20 protein-coding genes are annotated in these 23,709 nt (G+C 43.7%); 11 read left to right on the forward strand and 9 right to left on the reverse strand.

What is annotated here, in order from left to right; all coding sequences use genetic code 11:
- The first annotated feature begins 2 nt into the window (after positions 1-2).
- From PR809_RS03665 to PR809_RS03695, 7 genes are all read left to right on the forward strand, one after another.
- Positions 3-1,037, forward strand: coding sequence for an ABC transporter permease (locus tag PR809_RS03665; RefSeq protein WP_102138067.1), 1,035 nt, complete (start codon positions 3-5; stop codon positions 1,035-1,037).
- Between the two features lie 18 nt (positions 1,038-1,055).
- On the forward strand, positions 1,056-1,919 hold the full coding sequence (locus PR809_RS03670; protein ID WP_206276656.1) for an L-ribulose-5-phosphate 3-epimerase: 864 nt from the start codon (positions 1,056-1,058) through the stop codon (positions 1,917-1,919).
- An 11-nt stretch (positions 1,920-1,930) separates the two neighbouring features.
- Positions 1,931-3,403 carry an FGGY-family carbohydrate kinase gene (locus PR809_RS03675; protein ID WP_206276655.1) on the forward strand — a complete coding sequence of 491 codons (1,473 nt, stop codon included), beginning with the start codon at positions 1,931-1,933 and terminating at the stop codon, positions 3,401-3,403.
- Between the two features lie 397 nt (positions 3,404-3,800).
- Complete coding sequence (locus PR809_RS03680; RefSeq protein ID WP_206276654.1) at positions 3,801-4,550, forward strand: sugar phosphate isomerase/epimerase family protein; 750 nt, start codon at positions 3,801-3,803, stop codon at positions 4,548-4,550.
- 4 nt (positions 4,551-4,554) lie between these two features.
- The gene (locus tag PR809_RS03685; protein ID WP_206276653.1) at positions 4,555-5,535 is read left to right on the forward strand and encodes a sugar kinase; all 981 of its coding nucleotides are present in this window, start codon (positions 4,555-4,557) and stop codon (positions 5,533-5,535) included.
- A 13-nt stretch (positions 5,536-5,548) separates the two neighbouring features.
- Complete coding sequence (locus PR809_RS03690; RefSeq protein ID WP_102138072.1) at positions 5,549-6,829, forward strand: MFS transporter; 1,281 nt, start codon at positions 5,549-5,551, stop codon at positions 6,827-6,829.
- A gap of 10 nt (positions 6,830-6,839) precedes the next feature.
- Positions 6,840-7,814 carry an NAD(P)-dependent oxidoreductase gene (locus tag PR809_RS03695; RefSeq protein ID WP_206276652.1) on the forward strand — a complete coding sequence of 325 codons (975 nt, stop codon included), beginning with the start codon at positions 6,840-6,842 and terminating at the stop codon, positions 7,812-7,814.
- Between the two features lie 51 nt (positions 7,815-7,865).
- Here the strand turns inward: PR809_RS03695 and PR809_RS03700 are convergent, their stop codons facing one another.
- The 3 genes from PR809_RS03700 to dsdC form a co-directional block, all read right to left on the reverse strand.
- Complete coding sequence (locus PR809_RS03700; protein ID WP_102138074.1) at positions 7,866-8,333, reverse strand: hypothetical protein; 468 nt, start codon at positions 8,331-8,333, stop codon at positions 7,866-7,868.
- A gap of 112 nt (positions 8,334-8,445) precedes the next feature.
- Positions 8,446-9,486 carry a LacI family DNA-binding transcriptional regulator gene (locus PR809_RS03705; RefSeq protein ID WP_206276651.1) on the reverse strand — a complete coding sequence of 347 codons (1,041 nt, stop codon included), beginning with the start codon at positions 9,484-9,486 and terminating at the stop codon, positions 8,446-8,448.
- A 43-nt stretch (positions 9,487-9,529) separates the two neighbouring features.
- Entirely contained in the window at positions 9,530-10,501 is a 972-nt protein-coding gene (dsdC, locus tag PR809_RS03710) for a DNA-binding transcriptional regulator DsdC (protein WP_102138076.1), read from the reverse strand.
- Positions 10,502-10,717: 216 nt separating this feature from the next.
- Between dsdC and dsdX the strand changes: the two genes are divergently transcribed.
- Positions 10,718-12,055: a D-serine transporter DsdX gene (gene dsdX / locus PR809_RS03715; RefSeq protein ID WP_094961591.1), complete on the forward strand. Its 1,338-nt coding sequence runs from the start codon at positions 10,718-10,720 to the stop codon at positions 12,053-12,055.
- A 12-nt stretch (positions 12,056-12,067) separates the two neighbouring features.
- The gene (locus PR809_RS03720; RefSeq protein ID WP_206276650.1) at positions 12,068-13,402 is read left to right on the forward strand and encodes a D-serine ammonia-lyase; all 1,335 of its coding nucleotides are present in this window, start codon (positions 12,068-12,070) and stop codon (positions 13,400-13,402) included.
- Positions 13,403-13,477: 75 nt separating this feature from the next.
- Here PR809_RS03720 and PR809_RS03725 read toward each other — a convergent pair whose 3' ends face one another.
- Genes PR809_RS03725 through PR809_RS03750 form a run of 6 tightly spaced genes read right to left on the reverse strand, consistent with a single transcriptional unit; the run spans position 13,478 to position 20,511 of the window.
- A complete protein-coding gene (locus PR809_RS03725) occupies positions 13,478-14,533 on the reverse strand; it encodes an osmoprotectant NAGGN system M42 family peptidase (protein ID WP_102138081.1) in 1,056 nt (351 codons plus the stop codon).
- Positions 14,534-14,537: 4 nt separating this feature from the next.
- Positions 14,538-15,308, reverse strand: a complete 771-nt coding sequence (locus PR809_RS03730) for a FadR/GntR family transcriptional regulator (RefSeq protein ID WP_206276649.1) — start codon at positions 15,306-15,308, stop codon at positions 14,538-14,540.
- Positions 15,309-15,338: 30 nt separating this feature from the next.
- On the reverse strand, positions 15,339-16,142 hold the full coding sequence (locus tag PR809_RS03735; protein ID WP_166264184.1) for an ABC transporter ATP-binding protein: 804 nt from the start codon (positions 16,140-16,142) through the stop codon (positions 15,339-15,341).
- Positions 16,142-17,956, reverse strand: coding sequence for a dipeptide/oligopeptide/nickel ABC transporter permease/ATP-binding protein (locus PR809_RS03740; protein WP_206276648.1), 1,815 nt, complete (start codon positions 17,954-17,956; stop codon positions 16,142-16,144). The genes PR809_RS03735 and PR809_RS03740 overlap by 1 nt, the downstream gene beginning before the upstream one ends.
- On the reverse strand, positions 17,953-18,900 hold the full coding sequence (locus PR809_RS03745) for an ABC transporter permease (protein ID WP_102138085.1): 948 nt from the start codon (positions 18,898-18,900) through the stop codon (positions 17,953-17,955). The genes PR809_RS03740 and PR809_RS03745 overlap by 4 nt, the downstream gene beginning before the upstream one ends.
- A gap of 51 nt (positions 18,901-18,951) precedes the next feature.
- On the reverse strand, positions 18,952-20,511 hold the full coding sequence (locus tag PR809_RS03750; RefSeq protein ID WP_206276647.1) for an ABC transporter substrate-binding protein: 1,560 nt from the start codon (positions 20,509-20,511) through the stop codon (positions 18,952-18,954).
- 163 nt (positions 20,512-20,674) lie between these two features.
- Between PR809_RS03750 and PR809_RS03755 the strand changes: the two genes are divergently transcribed.
- Both PR809_RS03755 and PR809_RS03760 read left to right on the forward strand, forming a co-directional pair.
- The gene (locus tag PR809_RS03755) at positions 20,675-21,337 is read left to right on the forward strand and encodes a DUF1028 domain-containing protein (RefSeq protein WP_102138087.1); all 663 of its coding nucleotides are present in this window, start codon (positions 20,675-20,677) and stop codon (positions 21,335-21,337) included.
- Positions 21,338-22,255: 918 nt separating this feature from the next.
- The gene (locus tag PR809_RS03760) at positions 22,256-23,674 is read left to right on the forward strand and encodes an NAD(P)/FAD-dependent oxidoreductase (RefSeq protein WP_102138088.1); all 1,419 of its coding nucleotides are present in this window, start codon (positions 22,256-22,258) and stop codon (positions 23,672-23,674) included.
- Positions 23,675-23,709 lie beyond the last annotated feature (35 nt).

Below are 23,709 nucleotides of genomic sequence, written 5' to 3' on the forward strand. Positions count from 1 at the left end.
CCATGAGAAAAAATCTTTTTTTTAAAATTGATGGCTCTGTTATCGGACTGCTTTCAATCTTTGTTTTGGCTATCGCTGCGTTTAGTATCGCCATGCCAGGGCACTTTTTTACCCAAAATACCTTTTTAAGCATCACGTTTCAGTTACCTGAGTTGGGCTTACTCACCTTTGCCATGTTTGTTCCTATGTTAAGTGGCGGGTTAAACCTTGCCATTATTAGCACTGCTAACTTAACGGGGCTCTTTATGGCTTGGGTGTTTATCAATTACCTCCCAGTGGATGCCAGTACTGGCACACAGCTAATGTGGTTGGTCTTCGCATTAATCGGCGCAACCGTGATTGCGGTCATTATCGGTAGCTTAACAGGGCTGATGATTTCCCATATCGGGGCCCACCCGATCTTAGTGACCCTCGGTACAATGACGATTATCAGCGGCATTGGTGTTTACCTCACCAAAGGAGCCGCACTGAGTGGCATGCCACCCATTGTTCGTGCCATTGGTTCCGATACTGTGCTTGGGGTGCCAATTGCGATGATTATCTTCATTGTTACCGCAATTCTCTTAGCGCTGTTTCTAGGCTGTACGCGCTTAGGTAAAAATATCTATATGAGTGGCAGTAATATCAATGCAACGTGGTTCAGCGGTATTCGTACCGACCGTGTCATGATTGCGATATACACCATTTCTAGCCTGTTATGTGTATTAGCTGGGCTCATCATGATGGCTCGCTTTAACTCTGCACGTATGGGCTACGGGGATTCCTATTTACTGCTCACCATTCTTGCCATCGTATTAGGTGGAACTAACCCATTTGGGGGAGTTGGTAAGGTTAGCCGAGTGTTCTGTGCCTTATTGGTTTTACAGGTCATTGCGACAGGTTTAAGTCTGCTAGGTGTAAGCCTGCATTTTAACCTCGCAGTTTGGGGGATCACGCTCATCTTGGCATTAGCATTCAAGTTCTTCAAAGAAAAATGGAGTGCTAAACGTGCGATGAACCGTAACCAACGCCTTAATAAAGCATCGACACAAAGTTAATTTTTCAAGGGGAAAACCATGCGTAAGCATCCAATTGGTATTTATGAAAAAGCATTACCGAAAAACAGCAGTTGGTTAGAAAAATTAGTCATCGCAAAATCTGCGGGTTATGATTTTGTGGAAATGTCAGTAGATGAAACTGACGAACGTCTGGCTCGATTAGACTGGAGCACCTCAGAGCGTCTGGAAGTTGTGAAAGCGATACAAGAAACAGGTATTCGCATTCCAAGTATGTGTTTATCTGGTCACCGCCGCTTTCCTTTTGGTAGCCATGATGAAGCCACTCGTATGATGGCCTACTCCTTAATGGAAAAAGCCATTAAGCTCGCTCAAGACTTAGGCATTCGCACTATTCAGCTCGCAGGATATGACGTTTACTATGAAGAGCAAGATGCCGAGACGATTGCCAATTTCGAAAAAGGCATGCAGTGGGTCAGCGAAATTGCGGCCGCTTCTCAAGTGATGTGCGCAGTGGAAATCATGGATACGCCATTTATGAATTCCATTAGCAAATGGCAAACACTTTCCGATAAAATTCGCTCACCTTGGTTCAAGGTGTATCCTGATGTCGGTAACTTAACGGCATGGGGTAATGATGTCGAAAAAGAATTCACCCAAGGAATTGAACACGTCGCAGCCATTCACTTAAAAGATACATATGCGGTGACTGAAACCTGTAAAGGCCAATTTCGTGATGTCCCTTTCGGTGAAGGCTGCGTAGATTTTGTTAATTTATTCAAATTATTAAAACGTTTAAATTACCGCGGTTCCTTCCTGATTGAAATGTGGACAGAAAAAGCCGATGAGCCACTGATTGAAATTATCAAAGCCCGTCATTGGATGGAAGACAAAATGCAACAAGCTGGCTGGTATAACGCCTAAAGGAGCCGATAATGAATGCATTTTTTATGGGTGTTGACCTTGGTGGTACCGTCATCAAAGCGGGTATCTATACCGCAGAAGGCCAAGAAATTACGGTTGCTGAGCACTCTTTTCCCACTGAAAGCCCACAGGCGGGTTTTAGTGAACGCAACATGGAAATGTTATGGGAAGCGACTTGCAGCGTGATCCGCAAAGCGATTCAAAATAGCCAGCTCAGTGCCGCCCAAATTTCCGGTGTCAGTTTCTCTTCCCACGGTAAAGGGCTTTATTTGCTCAATAGCCAAGGAAAGCCAGTTAGAAATGGGATTGTGTCATCTGATTCACGCGCTCAATCCATTGTTGATGAATGGCACCAAAACGGTACTGCGGATAAAGCTTACCCATTGAGTTTGCAGCAATTATGGGCTTCTCATCCCGTGGCACTACTGCGTTGGCTAAAACAACACGAGCCTGATAATTATCGCGATACTCAGCATGTTTTGATGGTTCATGACTATATTCGCTATCGCTTAACCGACCAAATTGCCTGCGAAGAAACCAATATTTCGGGTAGCCAATTATTTAACCAAATCCAGTCGAGTTATGACCCTAAACTATGCCAACTGTTTGGTATTGATGAGGCAAATGACAAACTAGCTCCCGTGATTAACTCGGCCCAATTAGCGGGTACCGTAACCCACAAAGCTGCCGCAGAATCTGGACTGGTGGAAGGAACCCCTGTATTTGGTGGCTTCTTTGATGTAGTCGGCGCAGCGTTAGCATCTGGGGTGAGTCAAAAAGATAAACTCAGTGCGGTAGCAGGTACTTGGACTATTTCAACGCGTGTCTTTGATGAAATTGTGCCTTCTGATTACCCATACGTTTGGAGTAAATACTGCATCCCAGGCACCTATTTTGTCCATGAAGGCAGCCCGACCTCAGCCAGTAACCTCGCATGGTTTACTCGGCACTTCTTCAATCAGCGTTTGCAAGATTATGACGTACTGAATCACTGCGTGGCTGAAGGGGCAACACGGCAAAATGATATTCTGTTTTTCCCTTGGCTTTATGGCTCTAACTACCACAGTAATTTGCACGGTGGCCTACTCGGTTTGAGCTCACACCATACAGATGCTGATATTGTTTATGCTATCTATCAAGGGATTGTATTCTCACATTTGTTGCATCAAGACCGTATTGTTGGCCTTGATAATACAACCGAATCCATTCGGTTCACGGGTGGCCCAACACAATCACCACTGTGGATGCAAATGTTCTGTGATGCCAGTAACTTGCCGTTAGATGTCGTCAACGTGCAGCAATCAGGTTGCCAAGCCGCTGCACTTTGTGCCGCAGTCGGAACAGGTTATTATTCAGGTTTTGATGTCGCTATTGCGGCAAGTACCCCAAAAATCACCACTTATCAACCGAATACAATTAGCCATCAACAGCTACGTGACAAATTTGCTCGTTTTAAAGCAGTTGCCGATGCATTGAGCCAATAACTTATTGAATAAAAATAATAAAGGCAGAACTTATAACTCAGTTCTGCCTTACTTTTTCTAGACTAATAAATTATCGTTCTTGATTGCAGTAAGAAATGAATTAGCGCCCTTTCTTTTAGCCCGTTAAAGCCCAAAACGTCCCATGAGCAAAACTATTAAAAATGATGCTTTGACGAAATCACATACTCTGTGAAAAACCTATCTGAACTTTTTATTACACCCATTACATCAAAAGTTGTGACAGTGATCGTTAATTAAACATTTATCGCCATTTGGTTAGTGATATAGCTCTGATTTTGCTCTTTCGTCACTAGAAAGCATTATGGAACCGGTTCCATAATAAGTCATTCGCAATGACAAATGGGCTAAATACCCTTTAATCAGACAGAGGAAAGTCATGAGCAAAGACATTATCATTGTTACTGCCGCCTACGGTGCACAAACCGTAAAACAGTTAGGGGGCCAACAAGCTTTATTCGATATTATTCAAAGCAGCCACGCGGATGGTGCTGAGATCCGTCAAGAACTATTGCTACCAAGCGATAATTTTTTGGATATTGCCAAAGGACTGCAATCAAGGCAGCTCACTGCGGTTTATTCCGTGCCAGACACGCTATTCCAACAACAGACCCCTATCGCAATCACTAAACTACAAGGCTATTTTGAAGATGCCAAACAACTTAATGCTCGCTTTTTAAAACTATCACTCGGTGAATTACCAGAAAATTATGATTTATCCGAAGTCATTAACCTTCTCAATCAATACACCACACAGTTAGTGATCGAGAATGACCAAACCGAGGTTGGCGGTCACATTGCGCCTCTTGAACGTTTTTTTGCTGATGTAAAACACCAAAATCTACCTATAAAAATGGCATTTGATATGGCGAATTGGTATTGGCATCAAGAAGATCCGTTAAAAGCCGCACATATTTTTGCCCCCCAAGTCGCTTACATTCACGTTAAAGCCTGCCAATTACGTGGCAATAAACGCGTTGCAGTAGCACTTGATGACAGCGATGGCACATGGAAAGAAGTGCTAAACGCGCTACCGAGTGACGTTCCTTGTGGTATCGAGTTTCCACTCGAAGGCCATGATTTACGCACAGTCACTGAATACTATGTTTCTCTGTTGAAGGAGATTTAACATCATGAAAAATCAATTAGATGTTATCACTCTTGGTGAAGCCATGATGATGTTTGTGGCAACACAAACAGGGGAATTGCACGAAATTGAAAGTTTCATCCGTCGCGCAGCCGGTGCTGAGCTGAATGTCGCCATCGGCCTGTCTCGCCTAGGGTTAAGAAGTGGCTGGATAAGCCGACTTGGCGATGACTCCTTCGGGCGTTTTATTCAAGCCACTTTGGATAAAGAACAACTGGATACTCAATGCGTTACAGTGGACTCTCGTTACCCAACGGGCTTCCAACTTAAATCTAAAGCCGAAAATGGAACCGATCCCACCGTGGAGTATTTCCGTAAAGGATCAGCAGCCAGCCATTTAGATCTCACTGACTTTAATGAAGCGTATTTTCTGTCTGCCCGTCATTTACATTTAAGTGGCGTGGCAGCCGCACTTTCGCCCACCAGCTATCAACTTTCACTGTATGCAGCAAAATGGATGCGAAATGTAGGTAAAACACTGTCATTTGACCCCAATTTGCGCCCATCCCTATGGAAAAGTGAACAGGAAATGGTCGAACAGCTCAACCAACTCGCGTTCCAAGCTAATTGGGTCTTACCTGGCTTAAAAGAAGGCAAAATCCTGACGGGCTTCGACCAACCCGAGTCTATTGCTGATTTTTATCTCGCTCAAGGTGTCGAAGTGGTTGTGATTAAAACCGGGGAACACGGAGCATATTATAAAACGGTAAATAACCAACAGGGCATAGCACCTGCCGTTCATGTGAAACACGTCATTGATACCGTCGGAGCTGGTGATGGTTTCGCCGTTGGCGTTATTAGCGCCTTACTTGAAGGTTTGACATTACCACAAGCTGTTGCAAGAGGTAATTTTGTTGGAGCAAGAGCCATTCAAGTCATTGGCGACAGTGAAGGTTTACCAACTCAGGCACAACTGCAGCATGAAATGGCATTACTGTCTGCAGCCACCACTAAAGCGGTATGTTAAAAGGAAATCGATTATGACAATGAATACTCCAGCAGCGTCACGTTGGTGGCGCATCATGCCAATCGTGTTTATCACCTATAGCCTTGCCTACTTAGACAGAGCCAACTACAGTTTTGCCGCTGCCGCAGGGATCAACGCGGACTTAGGGATTACCAAAGGGATGTCGTCCCTACTCGGCTCATTATTTTTCCTTGGCTATTTCTTTTTCCAAATACCGGGGGCTATCTATGCAGAAAAGCGCAGTGTCCGTAAACTCATTTTTGCTTGTATCTTCCTATGGGGCTTATTCGCTAGTTTAACTGGCATGGTGAGCAATATCCCAATGCTAGTGATTATTCGCTTTAGCCTAGGGGTCGTCGAAGCCGCGGTCATGCCTGCGATGCTTATCTATATCAGTAACTGGTTTACCCAATCAGAGCGCTCTCGCGCCAATACTTTTTTAATTCTAGGCAACCCCGTTACGGTACTGTGGATGTCCGTGCTATCTGGTTATCTCATTCAAGCCTTCGGTTGGCGTGAAATGTTTATCATTGAAGGAGTGCCTGCGATTTTATGGGCCTTTTTCTGGTGGAGAACAGCACGAGATAAGCCAAACCAAGTCAATTGGTTAAGCCAATCAGAAAAAGAGACATTAGATAAGATCCTGAGTGACGAACAGAAAAACATCAAACCCGTTCGTAATTACCGTGAAGCCTTCAAGTCTCGTAATGTGATTTTACTCTGCGCTCAATATTTCTGTTGGAGCATTGGGGTGTATGGCTTTGTGCTGTGGTTGCCATCCATTATTCGTGGCGCATCCAACCTCGGGATGGTAGAAACAGGTTGGCTTTCCGCAGTCCCATACCTTGCAGCAACGATGGCTATGATCTTAGTTTCATGGGCATCTGACCGAATGCATAACCGCAAATTATTTGTCTGGCCAATGCTTTTGCTCGGTGCGGTGTGTTTCCTCGGTTCATACTTACTCGGTAGCACGAATTTCTGGTTCTCTTATACCTTATTAGTGATTGCAGGTGCTGCAATGTACGCCCCATACGGGCCCTTCTTCGCTATCATTCCTGAAATGTTGCCAAAGAACGTTGCTGGTGGTGCAATGGCATTAATCAATAGTATGGGCGCATTAGGTTCATTCTTTGGTTCATGGTTTGTGGGTTACTTAAATGGGGCGACAGGTAGCCCAAGTGCCTCGTATATGTTTATGGGGATCGCATTGTTAGCTTCGGTTTTCTTTACCCTGATTGTTAAACCAAACCAAGAGCAAAAGAGTGATGCCGTCATCACAGAGCATGCTTAAAAGGGATACCATGAAAAAGAATATTGTTTTATATAAATCCATTCCCGCAGATCAACTTGAGCGGCTACAGCAGCACTTTAATGTCACTGCATTTGATAGCATTACCCCTGAGAATCTCGCTTGCTTTAAACAAGCTTTGACGAGTGCTGACGGCATTATTGGTGCTAGTTACCCGATCACAGCAGATGACATTGCCAATGCACCAAATTTGAAAGCCGCGTCGACCATTTCGGTTGGTGTCGACCAATTTGATATTGACGCCATGAATGCCAGAAAGATTGCATTGATGCATACCCCCAATGTATTAACCGAAACCACCGCGGATACCATTTTTACATTAGTGCTTTGCAGTGCGCGACGCATTATCGAAATGGCTGAGATGGTCAAAAACGGCCAATGGACCCAAAGTATTGGTGAAAATGCATACGGCAGCAATGTGCATGGTAAAACGATTGGTATACTCGGAATGGGGCGCATTGGCTATGCTGTCGCTAAACGTGCTCACTTAGGCTTCGGAATGCCAGTTCTCTATTACAATAACCATATCCACTCCGATGCAGAAACCCAACTTAAGGCACGTCGTTGTGACCTCGATTCATTACTCGCGGAATCTGATTTTGTCTGTGTCGTGCTGCCATTATTACCTTCAACCGAAAAATTGATCGGCAAAAATGAGTTGGAAAAAATGAAACCCAGTGCGTTTTTGATCAACGGTTCAAGAGGTCGAATTATTGATGAGGCCGCGCTGACCGATGCATTAGAAATGGGCATAATTCGTGGAGCGGGTTTAGATGTGTTTGAGGTGGAGCCGCTTCCAAGCGACTCTAAGCTACTCACGCTGCCAAATGTGGTTGCTCTGCCGCATATCGGTTCCGCCACCCATGAAACCCGTTATGCTATGGTCGAATGTGCCGTTGATAACCTAATAGCGGCTTTAAAGGGTGACCTAAGCCAAAACTGTGTTAACCCTGAAATAGCAAAATAACTCAGAACCTAAAGAACCCTAATTTGTTAGGGTTCTTTGCCTATTTACCCATCAATGCTCATGAGCGCGTCCCGGGCGAGCAACACTGCTTCGTTCACACTCCGTCAGAAATTGGATAGAATTCAGTTTACTGGTCGATGGCGCTAAATAATATAACCCCACTGTTTTTTGAGTTGGTGAGTAAATTTCCAACATGCCATTGACATCAGAATAATAATCACCTTTATTTATCACGATGTTAAAGTCTTTTATTTTCTCAACACGTCGCTGCTCTGTACTTTTCACTAGCGGATAACTCATATACTCATAGCCAACAAAATCAACAATATTGACCTGACCATTATTGAAAAAGACTTGTACTTTACTTGCCCCTGTTGGAAAGGTAAATTTGCCGTTACGTTCTAATGTGATGTGATTATAACTTTGGTCTACTTGGCAGGTATACTCTTTGACCTGACTTCTGGTGCTACAACCCGCTAAAACAAGGCTAGCTAGCAATAATATCCCTATCTTTTTCATATGTTCCCTATGCTCTCAAAATGGTTACAATTTAGTCTACACATCAGTATACATGTAATAAATCTTAAGCTAAATTGGTAAATGGTAACTAAATTTTAAGAGCCACTAAAGACTACAATGTCGTTGATTTACGGATCAGTAGTTCCCCATTAAATAAGTATTGCACTGGGGGTTTATCTGGGTCTTCCAGTTTTTCTAGCAAGCACTCCACCGCCTTGTGCCCCATTTCCGCTGTCGGTTGAGACACCGAAGTCACCCCTTGCCCAGCTAATGCAGCCCATTCGAGGTTATCGAAACTTAAAAAACCAATATCTGTCCCCCAACGTAGCCCTTGCTTATTCATGACATATGCCAACTGCAAGGTCAGCACGCCATTGGCGGCGACAATCACTTTGCGCATACCACGATGTGCCGTACAAAAATCAGCAACGATGGCTTCTAATTTTGCCGGGTCAGGCAAGGTCACTTCATGAAATTCGCTTTGAATATGTTGATGGCTCTGCGATAACGCTTGGAATGTCTGTAAACGCTCCTGACGTGCGCTGTTATACACAATGGGCTCAGTCACGAAGCAAATCGCTTCGAACCCTTGTTCAATCAGATGATTAAAGGCCATTTGTGCAGAAGCGGGGTTATCTAACCCAACCATATCACTGGGAAAGTTATCGATTTTTCTATCTAATAAGACAAAAGGAAGCGTGGTTTCTTTCAACACATCAATGAATTGCTCATTAACACCCGCTGAATTTATAATAAGCCCATCCACGCGGTAACCTTTTAGTAGCTGAATAAATTGGCATTCACGCTCAATGCTATTATTGGCATTGCAAACCACTGTCATAAAACCTTGTTTGATTGACTCGGCTTCCACCCCTTTTAGGACTTCAACAGAGAATGGGTTACCGATATCGGCAATAATCAAGCCAATCAAGCCTGTCCGCCCATGTTTCAAGCTACGTGCCATTTGGTTGGGGCGATAGTTTAATTCACGGATGGCACTTTCAATACGTTGACGCAAATTATCTGAAAGCAAATGGAATTCACCATTCAAATAACGTGAGATACTGGTTTTCCCTGCCTGAGCTTTGGCAGCGACATCTTTGATCGTGGCAACTTTTTGCGTTTTCGGGGCCATAGCTTGCGGTTTTTCCATTCTCTAAAAACATCACCAAGTGGTTATCTTACTCGAGTAAGCGTCATTTTACTTGTGATATTGCGTTAACTTGCTGTTTTAACCATTGAATAAAAATATCTGCCTTCGGATTACGTTTATCATTAAGCATCGCAAAATAGTGGCGTTGTTCACACTTCAGCGAAATATCGCCAAATGGCATTACTAGCTCTTGCCGCTTAAGACGTTTTTCAACCAATTGTTTACGCCCCATGGCTACACCTGCATGGTTCATGGCGGCAACAATCGCTAGATCAGAACGATCAAAACATAAGTTTCGGCGATGAGGAAACAACGTTAATTGGTAATACTCACTCCACGCCTTCCATTCATCATAGTCAGAGTTACTGCTCCATGCTTGCCTATCATGCAATAAAGTACAATTTTTCAATTGGTGCATATTATTAAGTAAATCATGCTGTTCTGCATATTGTGGGCTACAAACTGGGACAATTGATTCTGACATTAAATCTTCACAATATAAGTTTGGCCGAGTGATATCATCATAATAAATAGCAACATCAATACCATAACCTCGAAAATTAACGTCATCGTTCCCTGTTAATAGATTCAATTGAATCGAGGGGTATTGATGAGCAAAATCCGCAATTTTGGGAATTAACCAGCACTGAGCGATGGATGGTCGCGAATATACCGTAAGTTCACCCGAGATTTCTTGGTTCTTGATATCAATGATTTCTTGGTTAATATCATCCAAATTTTTGCGTAAAGCCCAGTAAATCCGCTCACCATCAACCGTCAATTCAATGCGCCGATGAAAACGTTCAAATAATTTAAACCCCAATTCCCCTTCTAGGGTGTTAATTCGGTGGCTAACTGCACTAGGCGTTAACGCCAGTTCCTGTGCCGCCAATGCAAAAGAGCAGTGCCGTGCCGCCGCTTCAAAGGTATGTAGACGCGATAGCTGATAACTTGATAACCGTTTATTCCACTGAATAAATCCAGATTGCTCAAATTGATTGAAATGTGCTGACACAACGCCTCCGATAAAAACAATGACCCCCAATGATCTCTACAATACCCATTTTAAGATGAATTAGGGTGACTCAAATGCACTAATCTCCATTTTATATGACTAATATCACACCTTTGAGTTAATTTGATTCATCTAAAGCTCGTGTTTCATCGTTTGTCACCACTGAATATTTATTATCCAATAGAAAAACAATAACAAGATGATCAGAGGTAGGATATGGACTCTACAATGTGGATGATTGGTACTTTAGTTATCAGTATTTTACTAATCATCGTTTCAATTATTAAATTTAAGTTTCATCCCTTTTTAGCACTTTTACTCGCCAGCTTCTTTGTTGGTATCTCCATGCAAATGAATCCATTGGAGATGGTCAACGCTATCGAAAATGGCATTGGGGGTACACTTGGTTTCTTAGCTGCCATTATCGGGCTAGGAACTATTCTTGGAAAAATGATGGAAATCTCCGGGGCAGCAGAGCGAATTGGAGTGACATTACAAAAAAGCCGTTGGTTGACTCCCGATGTCACCATGGTACTCATTGGGTTAATCTGCGGTATCACCCTGTTTGTTGAGGTCGGTGTGGTGTTACTGATCCCACTCGCATTTTCCATTGCCAAAAGAACCAATACTTCATTATTAAAGTTAGCGATCCCATTGTGTACTGCGCTGATGGCCGTCCATTGCATCGTACCGCCACACCCTGCTGCTCTATTTGTCACAAATGAATTAGGTGCTGATATTGGTACGGTGATTGTTGCAGGGTTAGCCGTAGGCCTAGTCGCGTCATTAGTCGGCGGGCCACTGTTCCTCAAATTCTTAGGTGACCGCTTACCATTTAAAACTGTGCCAGAAGCGTTCTCAGATCTTGAGGTACGTGAAGAAAAAGACTTACCTTCTTTAGGTGCGACACTGTTCACGGTGTTATTGCCAATTGCCCTCATGTTAATCAAGACTGCCGCTGACTTGAACATGAGCAAAGATAGCCAGTTATTTACCCTCTTACAGTTTATTGGTAACCCAATAACCGCTATGTTTATTGCTGCTTTTGTCGCTTATTACATGTTAGGGATCCGACGTAACATGGGTATGAGCGTATTACTCAGCAAAACCGAAGAGAGTTTTAGCTCAATCGCTAATATTTTATTGATTATCGGCGCAGGAGGAGCATTTAACGGCATCTTAAAAGGCAGTGGATTGAGCGACTCCTTAGCGATGGTGTTATCGGGCATTGATATGCACCCCATCTTGCTGGCCTGGCTAGTCGCCATTATTCTTCATGCCGCTGTCGGTTCTGCCACCGTTGCGATGATGGGCGCAACCGCGATTGTGGCTCCATTAATGCCAATGTACCCACACATTAGCCCAGAAATCATGACATTAGCCATTGGCTCCGGCGCAATTGGCTGCACTATCGTCACTGACTCGTTGTTCTGGTTAGTTAAACAGTACTGTAATGCCACTTTAGCCGAAACATTCCGTTTTTATAGTGTCGCCACGTTGATTGCGTCTTTCGTCGCGCTGGCAGGGACTTTTGCACTTTCATTTGTGATTTAAAAGAGAGTAATTATGACTCAGATAAATGTTGATAAGTTAATTGCTGACTACCCTTTAGTTCAGGACTTAATCGATTTAAAGCCAATTGCGTGGTTCAACCCAAATGTCACGACAACACAAGCGGGTTTGCCTTATGTTGGGCTAACCATTGAAGATGTGCAAGACGCAGAAGCGCGATTAAACCGCTTTGCGCCTTATTTGATGAAAGCCTTTCCTGAAACCCAAGCCACACAAGGGATCATAGAATCCGAAGTGGTCACTATTCCACAGATGCAAGCCGCTCTTGCAGCTCGCTACCAAACGCCAATTACCGGGAAAATATTACTTAAAAAAGATAGCCACCTGCCAATTTCAGGGTCAATCAAAGCTCGGGGCGGCATCTATGAAGTCCTCACCCATGCGGAAAAACTCGCCTTAGCAGCGGGTATTTTATCTACAGACGATAATTACGAAATTTTATTCTCTGAACAATTTCGTCAATTCTTTAGCCAATACCGCATCGCGGTAGGCTCAACCGGCAACCTGGGCATGTCTATCGGTATTATGAGCGCTAAGCTTGGCTTTAGCGTCAGCGTGCATATGTCCGCAGATGCCAGACAGTGGAAAAAAGACAAATTGCGTTCACATGGCGTGAATGTGGTGGAATACGAGCAAGATTACAGCATTGCCGTCGAACAAGGCCGTAAAGAAGCCGAAAAAGACCCGAACTGCTTTTTTATTGATGATGAAAACTCTACCACCTTATTTTTAGGTTATGCCGTGGCAGGCTTGCGCTTGAAAAAGCAATTTACAGACCAAGGTGTTACCGTAGATAACGACCACCCGCTGTTTGTCTATTTACCCTGCGGTGTCGGGGGTGGCCCCGGTGGTGTCGCTTTCGGGTTAAAACTCGCCTTTGGGGATGCCGTCCACTGCTTATTCGCTGAACCAACCCACTCACCTTGTATGCTGCTAGGAGTACATACTGGCCTGCATGATGGAGTCTCTGTTCAAGAAATTGGTATCGATAATATCACCGCCGCAGACGGCCTTGCGGTTGGCCGTGCATCAGGCTTTGTAGGACGCGCAATGGAGCGGTTAATTGATGGTTATTACACCATCGAAGATAGCGAAATGTATAACCTGTTAGGCTTACTCAACCAGACAGAGTCTATTAAATTAGAACCGTCGGCCTTGGCGGGTATGACTGGCTGCGTGCATGTCACGCAAAACACCGATTATTTGCAATCAAAAGCACTCACACCAACGAAACTGGCTAACGCAACACATCTGGTATGGGCAACGGGTGGTGGTATGGTTCCTGCAGATGAAATGCAAAAATATTTATCACAAGCCAATCTAAGTTAACAATTAACATGTTCAAAGCCCTCCTCACGTTAAATGATATGAGGGCTTTTTACCATCAACCGCACATTATTCGCTTTATAATGATTGCCCCGGTAATGGCACTAAATCACTTTCAATATAGCGTCTTACTAACGTTGCGAGCGCGACTAATGAGTCAAGATGCGTTCTTTCCCAGCCGTGGGAACTGTCTAGAGCAAAACAGGCTAAAGCCGCACGAATATCCCACCCTGCATCAATCGCGGCGGCACTATCCGAACGATAATGTTTAAACGTATCGCGGACGTGAGGAATATCATACTGCTGACATAGCTGCAATAAATGCCGTGTAATGGCTAAATCAAACGGCCCGGTTCTGTCACGAAAAGCTAAAGTGAGTGCGTCATCCCGTGTGGTTTGGTCTGGGGCAGAAACAGAGTTATCAATCGCTAATAATTCTTGAACCTGCGGACCAAAACCGTGTGTTCCGCCAATACCGACCTCTTCTGAAATCGTGAACATCATCTGGCAAGGCACCGCTGGCACAATGCCATCATCCACCAGTGATTTTAATGCAGCTAACATCACCGCGCAGCCAGCTTTGTCATCTAAATGACGAGAAACAATAAAACCGTTGTCAATGAATTCGGGTTGCGCATCAACCGCAACAATATCACCGACATTTAAGCCATGGGATTGCAAATCAGCGAAGTTATAACAGGGGGCATCAAGGCGAATTTCTAAATTATCCCAATCGGCTATTTGGGTATCAACTTCAGTATTAAAGCGATGCCCAGAGGCTTTTAATGGCAAAATCGTGCCGCGATATTGGTGATTGTCACTAAATACCGTCACCCTTGCACCTTCTGCAAAACGCGCTGCCCATGTACCTGTATTACGCAGAGCCAAACGCCCATTCGGTTTGAGCTGTGTCACCATCGCCCCTAACGTATCAAGGTGGGCGGCTAATGCACGTTTAGGCTCTTCAGAGCCAAGCGTGATATATAACACCCCACGGCGTGTGTATTTCGGAGTGAACCCCAACTCAGTCAACCATTGGTGAGTTTGCGCCACGGCTTGCTCCGTCATACCAACCGGGCTAGGCGTACATAACAATGTTTTTAATACAGAGGTCAGATATACTTTATCTATCATTATATTACCTATCTTCACTTAAAAAACGTTCTTGCAATGTGGCTTGCAGCGCTAACATGGCTTGTTCTGCATAAGCCATATGAGCTTCCATCACCGATTGAACTTTTGCGACATCTTTACGGCGTAATGCTTCGATTAATTGATATTGGTATTCAATGCCTTGGCGTCTATCGACAGGCTCAGGTTTTAAATAAATATCCTTACAAACCGCTAAATCTTTGAGTAAACGCTGTAAAAAATGGCAAATAAACACTAATAAAACGTTGTCGGAATAGCTGGCAACCACGGCATGAAAATCCAGTTCGGCCATCCGCTGTTGCCAGCGTTCGTTTTCATCTACGGGTTCATGGTCATAAATGGCGATGGTATCGTACAGCTTTTGAATACCCTCATTATCAATGTTGTCAATCGCACTAACGGCAACCACTGGTTCGAGTAATTTACGTAGCGTATAAATATCTTTGATTGATATATCCCGCGTAAACAAATAGTTCGATAACAAACTCATTGCTCGGGATTCAGTCATGGAATCAATAAACGCGCCACCACCCGGCCCGGTTTTCGTTTTAATTAATCCTTGAACTTCTAATGATTTCAGTGCTTCTCGCACCGTACTTTTGCTGGCGTTATAATGTTCAATCAGTTCTTTTTCTTGTGGCAAACGGTCACCGGGTATGAGGTTATTGGCCATGATAGTTTCTTTTATTGCATTGACGATTTCATCAGTCCGCTTAATACGTACTGGCTCTATTGTCGTCGGCTTATTGGTGCTCATATTAGGTTCTCAACTGGTTTAAATTATTTTCTAAACGACTGAATCAACACGAATACGTGGGGCACTAGCCAATAAATTTCGCGTATATTCATGCTCCGGCGCGGCAAATAAGCTGCGGGTATCTCGACATTCTAGCAAATCCCCTAAATAGAGTACGGCAACCCTATCTGCTATCGATTCCACTACCGCTAAATCGTGGCTAATAAATAAATACGACAACGAAAACTGTTGTTTAAGTTGTTCTAATAACAACAAGACTTGCGCTTGCACCGAAACATCCAACGCACTAACTGGCTCATCAAGGACTAATATCCGCGCATCTGCGGCTAAGGCTCTCGCAATCGCTAGCCGCTGTGCCTGTCCTCCCGAAAACTCATGGGGATAGCAAGCTAACGCGTCAATTGGCATATTGACGGCCTCAAGTAATTCCGCCAAGCGTTTCGCCCTTTGTGATGCATTCATGTGCTTTAAGTATTTCAAGGGAACCGTTAATGTTTCCCCAATCGTTTTACGTGGGTTCAAAGATGCGACAGGGTCTTGAAAAACATACTGAATAGCTTGCCCAAACGCACGAGCACCTTGCTGCAGCCACTCGGCTCGAGTCTGCCCTAATACGGTAATTTCCCCCGAGGTTTCACGCTCCAACCCAACTAAAATACGCGCTAAGGTGCTTTTTCCAGAACCACTCTCCCCTACAACAGCAAGTGTTTCGCCTTCATAGAGCGATAATGAAATGTTTTTTAGTGCATGAACTTGGCGCCCTCGGGGGTGAAATAGGCTCTTCGGCTGCCCGAAGGTTTTCACCAACTGATTAACCTCAATCACTTTTTTCATTAAGCCTCCTGCGTTGATGCTAAATCATTACCATTAGGCTGATGACCATAGAGTTGTTGAACCTGCTTTAAAAACCCACGCCCTTCCCCTAACTTCGGTACACTGGCGATCAGACGTTGTGTGTAAGGATGCTGAGGCTGACGTAATACCGTTTGCGTATCCCCCGTTTCGACTATCTCACCTTGCTGCATCACCGCAACACGGTCGCAAATTTGATTAATAACCGCGAAGTCATGGGTAATAAATAAGAGCGCAACACCGCGTTCACGGCGTAGTTGGTTGAGTAACTCTAAAATACGCGCCTGGACCGTGACGTCTAATGCGGTGGTCGGCTCGTCGGCAATAATCAACACCGGGTCATTGGCCAACGCCATCGCGATCCCTACCCGCTGACGCTGCCCGCCCGAGAGCTCATGGGGATAGGCACCAAAACGTTCTTGCGCATCAGGGATCCCAACACTATCCAATAATTCGATAGCTTTATTTTTCGCCTCATAGAGTGACAAAGACTGGTGAGCAGTGATGGCTTCACGCAATTGCACACCAATGGTAAATTGCGGATGGAGTGTCGTCAGTGGGTCTTGGAAAATATAGGACACCTTCGCACCACGACGGCGCTGCATAACGGATAATGGCAATGACAACATTTCTTCATGTTCTACATAAATCCCCCCCGCGGTAATCAGCGCAGGAGGCGACGCTAGCAGCCCCATCACAGACAAAGCCGTAACACTCTTACCTGAGCCGCTCTCCCCAATTAACCCTAAGCACTCCCCCGCCCCAACGGTAAAACTAATCCCTTTTACAGTCGGACGTAATTGATTTCCTTGGCGAAAAGCGACAGACAACTCTTTGACTTCTAATACCGCTTGTTTATCCCCTGTTTTCGCAGGAATATTAACTCTATCAGTCTGTGTCATCGGTTGTGAGCGCTGTAGAGCCCCTGATTTTAACCGGGGATCAAGAATGTCACGCACGCCATCCCCTAACAGGTTAAAGCTAATCACAATAAGAAAGATCATAATACCGGGTACCAATGCCACATGAGGAGCGACAAACATTTGTGCGCGCCCTTGCCCTAACATTGAACCTAAATCTGCATTCGGTGGCTGAGTCCCTAGCCCTAAAAATGACAAGCCCGCCGTCTCTAAGATCATCCAACCGATGGTCGTTGACATGGTAACCACAATAATTGGCAAGACATTCGGTAACACTTCCGTTAATAGCACTTGTAGGTGGTTTTTACCTGACAACCTTGCTGCTTGAATAAAATCCCTATCACGCAAACCCACCGTTAACCCACGAATATTTCTCGCAAAAAAGGGAATATTGACCAATGCGATAGCATATAACGCATTGAGTAACCCTGGCCCAAGGACTGCGACAATCGCTAATGCCAATAGTATGTATGGAAATGCCATTAGCATATCAATACAACGCATCAATAATGTATCGGTGCGATGGCCTACATAGCCAGCCACCAAGCCAATCAGGGTGCCGAATATTGCCGCAATGAACGTTGCTGAGATACCGACCAATAGGGATACTCGGGTTCCCCACAGCAATCGAGACAAAATATCTCGCCCTAAATGGTCTGTCCCTAATAAATGATCAGGTGAAAAAGCGGGAAGTAGCCGATTCACTAAATCGGTTTTATCTGGATCAGCAAGGGGGAGCCAAGGGGCTAAAAATGCCAAGAGCATAATGATAACTAAAATAAATAGCCCCAACGTTGCTAGACGGTTCGCCAATAATAACGAGCCGATCGATTGGCGATGACGATGCTGAATAACAGGGGTCACAGACTGGCTCATGATTTCAACCTCGGGTCTAACATGGCTTGCACAACATCCGCAAGCAAATTGATAAAGACATAGGACGCTGCCGCAATCAATACGCCCCCTTGGACTAAAAACAAGTCACGGGTTGCTACTGCCTTGACTAGCATGGCGCCTAGCCCCGGCCACTGAAAAACGGTTTCAATGTACACCGCACCACCAAAAACGAAACCCGCTTGGATACCAATGACTGGGATGACTGAAACCAGCGCCATACGAAATGCATGGCGGAAAATCACTCTGCGTTCGCTCAGCCCTTTAGCTCTGGCGGTACGAATGAAATCGAGCCTTAATACTTCTAACATTGCCGTACGTGTCAAACGCGCTATCACTCCTGTCGCAACCAATGAAAGCGTTACAGCAGGTAAAACAAGGTGATGTAATAAATCGCTCAGGCCACCTCCTTGCCAAATATCATACATTCCAGATGCCGGAAACCATTGTAATTGAACAGAAAAAAGCATAATCATCAGTAAGCCTATCCAAAAAGATGGCATTGATATACCCAATAAAACAGCGAGTGTAATAAACCGATCACTCCAACTGAACTGACGAATGGCAGAAAGGACCCCCGCCAGCAGCCCTAGAATTGAGCTGAGTAACAACGCACTTCCGCCCAAAATTAACGTGGCAGAAAATCGCTCTAAAACCTCATCAACAACTGGACGGTTAAGGACAAATGAGCGGCCAAAGTCACCCGAAATTAAATTATTCATCCAAATAAAATATTGCTGATATAACGGCTTATCGAGCCCAAGCTCAACTTTGACTCTCGCCACATTTTCAGGAGTCGCCCAAGGGCCAAGCAACGCTTGAGCTGGGTCTCCAGGGATCATTGCCATGATAAAAAAGACAATTAACGTCAAACCAATCAGTATGGGTATGGTCGCTAAAACGCGTTTCAAACAGTATAACCACATAGTTTTTCCCCATAAAATCAAATGATTAATTGAATAATCAATTCACATTAATCAATCTTTACGAACGTCTTTAAGTAATAAATTAAAATTAGGCTGCAATTTGAAATGCTTAACATGCTCATTCGCGACCGCATTTTGCTTCCAATTCGCGACAAACAGCCAAGGTGCATCTTGATGAACAATTTTTTGTACTTGCCGATATAGCTGGGCGCGCTCCTCGAGGTTATTGGTGACTCGAGCTTTGTCTAATAACCTATCGAGCTGCTTGTTACTGTAATAACCGGAATTAAACCCGCCTTTATCTGGCCAAGAGGCGCTATGTAAGGTTAAAAAGGGTAAAGTATCTGGGTCATTCGTCATCCATGCCATTTCAGCCATGTGTGCTTGTTTGAGGCCTGCATTGACCTTGGATAGGTAGGTATTCCACTCAAAAGTTTGGATTTCGACAGATAACCCAACCGCTTTCAGGTCAGCTTGAATGGCGGTTGCCATGGGGATCGGGTCTAGCATCCCTGAGCCCCCTTCCGTGACATAAAAAATAACTTTTTGCCCTTGAGCCCCTGCTTCTGCTATCAATTGGCGTGCTTTTTCAGGGTCATAAGGATAAGCCTTTGTTTCTGCATCAAATGCCCAATCAAATGCCGATGGGATGGGCCCTTGTGCTACCCCCGCAGAGTCCTGAAGAATATATTTCACAATATTGTCTTTATTTACCGCGTAGTTAACTGCTTGCCTTACCCGCACATCATCAAACGGTGGCTGAGACGCATTGAGCATGGCATACCAAACATGAGGCCCTACCGCTTCATAAACATCAAAGCGGTCGTCATGAACAAATAGCGGGACATTATCAGCGGGTACCTCAACCATGGCATCAATCCCCCCTGCTAACATTTCTGCGACTCGAGTATTAGCGTCAGTAATAGGCCGAAAAACCACATGCTCTAAACTGGGTTTTCCATCCCAATAGTTTTCATTCGCGGATACGACCACCCTTTGGTTTGCGGTCCACTCATCAAATTTAAAAGGCCCTGTTCCACTGGGATGGCGGCTAAAGTCTTTGTCGTATTGTTTTACTGCTGTAGGTGAAACAATCAGCCCTGCCGGTGTCGCTAAGTTCGATAAAAACGGGGCAAACGGCTCTTTTAAGGTAAAAACGACGGTTCTGTCATCCGGGGTCGTTATCTTGTCTATCGCGGAGAAAAAAAACGATAATGGGAATGGCCCTGTATGGTAATACGGGTGCTGGTTATCCAACATTCGTTCAAATGTGAATTTGACTGCATCTGCGTTGAAGGGGCTACCATCATGAAACTTTATATTCTCACGTAAGTGGAAAGTATAGGTGAGGCCATCGTCACTAATAGACCATGACTGGGCTAAAGCAGGCTCAAGCGTTAATGTGCCATCGGCATTGCGAACTAACCCTTCATACAAGTTAACCAAAATTCGGGAATCATTCGCTGCTGTCGCCACTTGTGGGTCTAATGACTGCGGCTCAGCAACTTGCCCTAATAACAAGACATTAGGATGATTCACCGCCAATGTCGGTAGCGAAATAAAGCATAAAAGCCAAAGACTGGCTATCCATCTACATAAACGCATCTTCATTCGCGCCTCCCCGAGTGCTGACATTGCTATATGATTGTGAAGTGTGATTTGTGTCAATTTTGTTAATAATTTTATCTTTTTCTTTATTTATGATGATAAATTATATTTCAAGCAAGAATTTATGATGATAAATTTGATCAAGGTCTAATTTATGAGGTGTAAAATGACATTTTCAATTGTGGCACGCTGCCCAGTGACAGGAAAAATAGGCGCAGCAACGGCAACAGGTGGCCCTGCTGTTGGTGCATTAGTCTTACATGGTGAAAGCCAAACGGGTGCAATCGCTACTCAAGCAATGACAAACCCTATTGCAGGACTAACAGGTATTGAATATTTGCAACAAGGTCATAATGCGAATAAAAGCTTAGATTACCTAGTGACACAAGATATTGGCTGCGAACAACGGCAATTGATTATTCTTGATAACCACGGTGGTACAGCCGATTGGACGGGACAAGATTGCTTACCTTGGTGTGGAAGTTTATCGGAGCCCAACTTCGCCATTGCTGGAAATATGTTAGCTGGTGAGCAGGTTCTGGATGCCATACATCAAAGCTATTATAAAAACGCCCATCAAGATCTGGCTGATAGGCTACTGATTGCCATGCAAGCAGGTGCAGATGAAGGCGGTGACTACCGGGGGATCCGTTCCGCTGCATTAAAAATATGGAATAACCGACAATATGCAGATATCGATATTCGCTGTGACTGGTCTGAAGCACCGTTATCCGCGCTTGTCACCATTCTTCAACAAGTCCGATCCGAGGATTATGCTAATTTTTTCGCACAAATTCCTACAGGGAATGAATATATCACTAATAATTGAACCTATCATGGTGCATATCGACTAATAAAGTAAAATAACTGAATGATATGTACCTAAAATAAAAAATAGCCATCCGCTAAATGACAATTAACCACATGAATCACTCTGTATTTTTTCTTATTACAACCAATTTAGCTTTTTATTCAATTTCCAATTCATTACTTAATCTTAATTATCTATTCTTGTTATACATTCTCTTAACTTTTATCTCTGATAGTCATCAAAAAATAAATGGTTATTTTTACAACATTAAAGATAATAGAAAATACCTATCTCTTTGAGTCTGTCTAATTCTATCTCATAAATGATGACGTTAATTAACCTTAGTAAATGCTAGGTTATTTTCTTCTGCTTATGTATTACACATAAAAAATAGAATGAACAACATTATCAACACGTTAAAAACAGCCATTACTATTAATATCATGAATGATATTTAGACAGGCCAGCCAAGCAATATTAAATAAACTTAAATTTTGCAGGTCTTACCAGATGGATAATTAATAATCAAATGAACAAAAATAACTCAAAGAGGTCATTAAAATTCCATTTATATATTATATTTCTCATTTTATAACTTAAGGGATATTCAGAACTTTCATCTATGGTGAAATATTAATCTCCTTCTTTGATCCCCTCATCAATTATTAACCTTAAGTTAAATTATCATATTTACACCTGTACACTTTTAATGACATTAACATTAAAAAAATATTAATTCTTACATCTCTAAAATAAAGTAATCACCGACAAAGCCTTTACAGCACTGAGCACATCAATTTACGTCACATTTCATTTCAATGACCTTTGTTAACAAATGCCACCGGCACTTAACAATTACAAAATATATGATAAGATCATCATCTCAATTTGAAATTATTTACTATATAAAAAACAAGATTGTTATTGAGGTTATAGATGAAAATCTCGAGAAGAAAGCTATTATTAGGGGTTGGTGCTGCTGGAGTTCTAGCAGGGGGTGCTGCAGTTGTTCCTATGATCAATCGTGAAGGTCGTTTTGAATCGACTAAATCACGTGTACCTGCTGTTGCTGGTACTGAAGGCAAATTACCTGAGTCTGCAGATGCAGTCATCATCGGTGCTGGCCTTCAAGGGATCATGACTGCAATTAACCTTGCAGAAAAAGGTCTTAATGTTGTTATCTGTGAAAAAGGTGTTGTCGGCGGTGAGCAATCAGGCCGTGCATACAGCCAAATCATCAGCTACAAGACCTCCCCAGCGATTTTCCCTTTACACCACTACGGGAAAATTCAATGGCTTGGAATGAACGAAAAAATCGGTGCTGACACCAGCTACCGTGTTCAAGGCCGTGTTGAAGTACCTTCTAGCGAAGAAGATTTAGAAATTTCAAGAGCGTGGATAAAATCTGCATCTGAAAACCCAGGTTTCGATACCCCATTACGTACCCGTATGATTGAAGGTACTGAACTGGCTAATCGTCTGGTTGATGCACAAACTCCATGGAAAATTGGTGGATTTGAAGAAGACTCAGGTAGCCTTGACCCAGAAGTTGTCACACCAACCATGGCAAACTACGCAAAATCAATCGGTATCCGCATCTACACCAATTGTGCAGTACGTGGTATCGAAACTGCAGGCGGTAAAATCTCTGATGTTGTCACAGAAAAAGGTGCAATCAAAACTTCTCGTGTTGTTCTGACGGGTGGTATTTGGTCGCGTCTGTTCATGGGTAACTTAGGTATTGACGTTCCAACACTGAACGTTTACCTGTCACAACAACGTATTACTGGCGTACCAGGTGCACCAAAAGGTAACGTACACTTACCTAATGGTATTCACTTCCGTGAACAAGCTGATGGCACCTACGCGGTTGCTCCACGTATCTTTACCAGCTCTATCGTTAAAGACAGCTTCCTGTTAGGACCAAGATTCCTGCACGTATTAGGCGGTGGAGAATTACCATTAGAGTTCTCTATTGGTAAAGACTTATTCAACTCCTTCATGATGGCAACATCTTGGAACTTAGATGAGAAGACACCATTCGAAGAGTTCCGTACAGCAACGAATACACCAAACAACGAACACTTAGATGGCGTTCTAGAAAGACTGAGAAAAGAATTCCCAGTATTTAAAGAGTCCAAAGTGGTTGAACGTTGGGGTGGTACCGTTGCGCCAACGGATGATGAAATTCCAATTATTTCAACAGTCGAGCAGTATCCAGGTTTAGTCATCAACACCGCAACAGGCTGGGGTATGACAGAAAGCCCTGCATCTGGTCGATTAACGGCTGAATTATTAATGGGCGAAAAACCATTTATCGACCCAACGCCGTACAAACTTTCTCGTTTTAACTAAAAAACGGGAAAAATAGCGATTTTTACTGTGGATCT

It is taken from the genome of Providencia sp. PROV201 (assembly GCF_028479545.1).
In the GTDB taxonomy this organism is placed as follows: Bacteria; Pseudomonadota; Gammaproteobacteria; order Enterobacterales; family Enterobacteriaceae; genus Providencia; species Providencia huaxiensis.